3 protein-coding genes and 1 pseudogene are annotated in these 3,293 nt (G+C 62.4%); all 4 read left to right on the top strand.

The window, feature by feature from the left end:
* Positions 1 to 247: 247 nt before the first annotated feature.
* Complete coding sequence (locus tag VIM98_RS17860) at positions 248 to 508, top strand: YfhL family 4Fe-4S dicluster ferredoxin (protein ID WP_331994453.1); 261 nt, start codon at positions 248 to 250, stop codon at positions 506 to 508.
* Complete coding sequence (gene ggt / locus VIM98_RS17855; RefSeq protein ID WP_331994452.1) at positions 505 to 2,229, top strand: gamma-glutamyltransferase; 1,725 nt, start codon at positions 505 to 507, stop codon at positions 2,227 to 2,229. Before VIM98_RS17860 ends, ggt begins: the two co-directional genes overlap by 4 nt.
* Positions 2,230 to 2,243: 14 nt before the next feature.
* Positions 2,244 to 3,098, top strand: coding sequence for an MBL fold metallo-hydrolase (locus VIM98_RS17850; protein WP_331994451.1), 855 nt, complete (start codon positions 2,244 to 2,246; stop codon positions 3,096 to 3,098).
* Positions 3,095 to 3,293, top strand: a pseudogene (locus VIM98_RS17845) (hypothetical protein); the annotation flags it as partial. The gene VIM98_RS17850 and the pseudogene VIM98_RS17845, both read left to right, overlap by 4 nt.

The following is a 3,293-nucleotide window of genomic DNA, read 5'->3' as shown; positions in this document are numbered from 1 at the left end:
TCCTTGGTCTAGACACCCATACAGATACTGAAACCCATGCTCGCCCGCTAGCTATCTCTTTGATTTTGGCGACACCGTCGCCGAAAAAACGTGGGGATACCTCAGGGGCTGGGGAGAGGGGGCAACCCGCCACATCACGCAGCGTCCATTGCAGAAAATACCTCCGACAAGCGCCAAGTGGCTTGCACAACACAAACATCGCGCCCAGATCGGGCTTAGCCCCCCGCCTGTTGTAAACTCGCAAGCCATGTCCCTGAAAATCCTCGACACCTGCGTCAACTGCGACGTCTGCGAACCAGTCTGCCCTAACAAGGCCATCTCGCTCGGCGAGGAGTACTACGTGATCGACCCCGCGTTATGCACCGAGTGCGTGGGGCATCATGACGAGCCGCAATGCGTCGTGGTCTGTCCGGTCGAGTGCATCGAGGTCGATGCCGAGCATACCGAGACGCGCGATCAGCTCGAACTCAAATATCGGCATCTGATGAGCAAGGAGACCGGAGCATGAGCTCTTTGAAATGGCGCGTCCTGTTGCTGGGCTTGTTGCTCGGCAGCAGCGGGGCCTTTGCGGCCGACGGCGCGCAAACGGCTGCGACCCATCCGGGCGCGGCACGCATAAACAGCGAAAAACCCGGCCATGCGGCCATTGCCAGCGCCAATTTCCACGCCACTGAGGCGGGGTTCGAGGTGTTGAGCAAGGGTGGTAACGCCTTCGATGCGGCCGTGGCCGTGGCGTCGACGCTGTCGGTGGTGGAACCGGAAAGCTCCGGTACCGGCGGCGGCTTCATGGCCGTGCTGCATCGCGCTTCGGACGGTCGAAACACTTTTATCGATGCGCGCGAAACCGCGCCTGCAGCGGTGAATGCGAAGGATTATTTGAATGCCGACGGTTCGCCCAATCGCGATACCGCGTTGAACGGCCCGCTGTCGGCAGGTATTCCCGGTGAGCCGGCCGGTCTGGTCTGGTTGGCCGAGCATTACGGCAAGTTGCCGTTGAAGGTGTCGCTGGCGCCGGCCATTCGCCTGGCACGCGACGGTTTCAAGCTCGATAGCCGTCTGGCCGACGCGATCGCTTCGCGCCAGAAAGATATCCGCCGTTGGCCGGCGTCCGCCGAGAAGTACCTGCCGGGCGGCAAGGCGCCGGCAGAGGGCGAGCTGTGGCGCGATCCGAACCAGGCACGCACGCTGGAAAATATCGCCGCGCATGGCCTGGACGGCTTCTATCGCGGCGAGACGGCCAAGGCGATGGTCGATGCGGTGCGCGCAGCCGGCGGGCGCTGGACGCTCGACGATCTGGCCGGCTATCGCGTGAAGGAGCGCGAGCCGATCGAGGTCAATTACCGCGGCTTTCGTATCGTGACCGCGCCGCCGCCGTCCTCCGGTGGCGTGGCGGTTGCCGAGATCTTCAATATTCTCTCCGGCTTCGATCTTGCCAGCATGGACGAAGCGCATCGCACGCACATCGTGATCGAAGCGATGCGTCGCGCCTTCCGCGATCACAACGATTATCTGGGCGATCCGGATTTCGTGAAGATGCCGCTGGATATGCTGCTGTCGCCGTATTACGCCGATGGTCTGCGCCAGTCGATCCTGCTGGACAAGGCCACACCGTCGTCGATGCTGCCGGCCAGTGGCGGCACCGATCCGGGCATGCACACCACGCATTTTTCGATCATCGATGCTGACGGCAACATGGCCTCGATCACCTCCACAGTGAACTACACGCTCGGCTCGACCTTCGTGGCCGGTTCCACGGGCGTGTTGCTCAACGACGAGATGGACGATTTCGCCCTGGTGCCTAACAAGCCTAATGTCTACGGCCTGCTCGGCAGCGCCGCCAATGCTCCGGCCCCGGGCAAGCGCATGCTGTCGTCGATGACACCGAGCATCGTGATCGGCAAGGACCGCGTCGGAGTGATCGGTTCGCCGGGCGGCTCGACCATCATCACCCAGGTGCTCGAAGGCATCCTGGCCTTCATCGATGGCAAGAGCGCCACCGAGGTCGCTGCGCAGAAGCGCTTCCATCACCAGTACATGCCCGATCGCGTCGACGTGGAAGACGGAGCTTTCGACAAGGCGACCGCCGATGCACTTACCGCCATGGGCCATCAGTTGAAGCAGCGCGAATCCTGGGGCTTCATGAATGTGGTGACCTGGGATCTGAAAACGCACAAGCTCGATGCGGCAAGCGATCCACGCCGTCCTTCGGGTCTGGGCAAGGTTCAATAACCGAGTTCCTTCCTATGCAACTGTGGTCTCTCATCGGTAATTCCCAGCGCCTCGACGGTGGCGCGATGTTCGGCAATGCGCCCAAGGCTTTATGGTCGCGCTGGATCGAAACCGATGAGCAGAACCGCATTCCGTTGGCGTGCCGCTGCCTGTTGGCGAAGGATCTGGACGGCAAGAACGTTCTGTTCGAAACAGGCATCGGCGCGTTCTTCGAGCCGTCGATGCGTGAGCGTTACGGAGTGGTCGAGGATCGCCATGTGCTGCTCGACTCGCTGGCCGACGCCGGATTGACACACGAAGACATCGACGCTGTCGTGCTGTCGCACCTGCACTTCGACCATGCCGGCGGCTTGCTTGCCGCCTGGCAGGAAGGGCAGGGGCCGAGCCTGTTGTTTCCCAAGGCCACCTTCATCGTGGGGGCCGAGCATTGGGAGCGCGCGCAACATCCGCATCCGCGCGATCGTGCCTCGTTCATTCCGGAACTGTGCGGCTTGCTGGAGCAAAGCGGCCGCCTCGAACTCGTCGACGGCGCGCACTCCGACGCGTTGGGGCAATCGGTACGCTTCAGCTATTCGGACGGCCATACGCCCGGCCTGATGTTGGCCGAGGTGGGCGGCGTGGTGTTCTGCGCGGATCTGATTCCGGGCCGCTACTGGGTGCATCTGCCGATCACTATGGGCTACGACCGCTGGCCGGAAAAGCTGATCGATGAGAAGCGCGATTTTCTCGGCGACAAGTTGGTACGTGGCATCAAACTGTTTTTCACCCACGACCACGCCTGTGCGGTGGCCAGCGTGACGCGCGACGAGCGCGGCAGGTATGGTACGGCCGACGAGATGGGCGAACTGAAGGGGTGGGAAGTCGCATGAGCCTGGGTGAAGGCGGCATATCGATCCTGATACAACGGGTACTGGCCGCCCTGCTGCTACTGGCCGGGGCCGGCTTGGTGGCGACGACCGAGAAGAGCCTTGCCATGCATTTGACGGCTGCGGCGCGACACGGTGGACAGGCACTCGATCTGGGTACCGATGGACGTGTCGAGCCGGAGCAGTATGGGCATATGG

Source organism: Dyella sp., from assembly GCF_036568765.1.
In the GTDB taxonomy this organism is placed as follows: Bacteria; Pseudomonadota; Gammaproteobacteria; order Xanthomonadales; family Rhodanobacteraceae; genus GSA-30.
Note: the sequence above shows the minus strand (reverse complement) of the source record. Positions and strands in the feature narration are given on the sequence as shown.

Bases quoted from the DNA above. Each gene is read 5' to 3' on its own strand.
- ggt (WP_331994452.1), top strand. From the start codon at position 505: ATGAGCTCTTTGAAATGGCGCGTCCTGTTGCTGGGCTTGTTGCTCGGC.
- VIM98_RS17850 (WP_331994451.1), top strand. From the start codon at position 2,244: ATGCAACTGTGGTCTCTCATCGGTAATTCCCAGCGCCTCGACGGTGGC.
- VIM98_RS17860 (WP_331994453.1), top strand. From the start codon at position 248: ATGTCCCTGAAAATCCTCGACACCTGCGTCAACTGCGACGTCTGCGAA.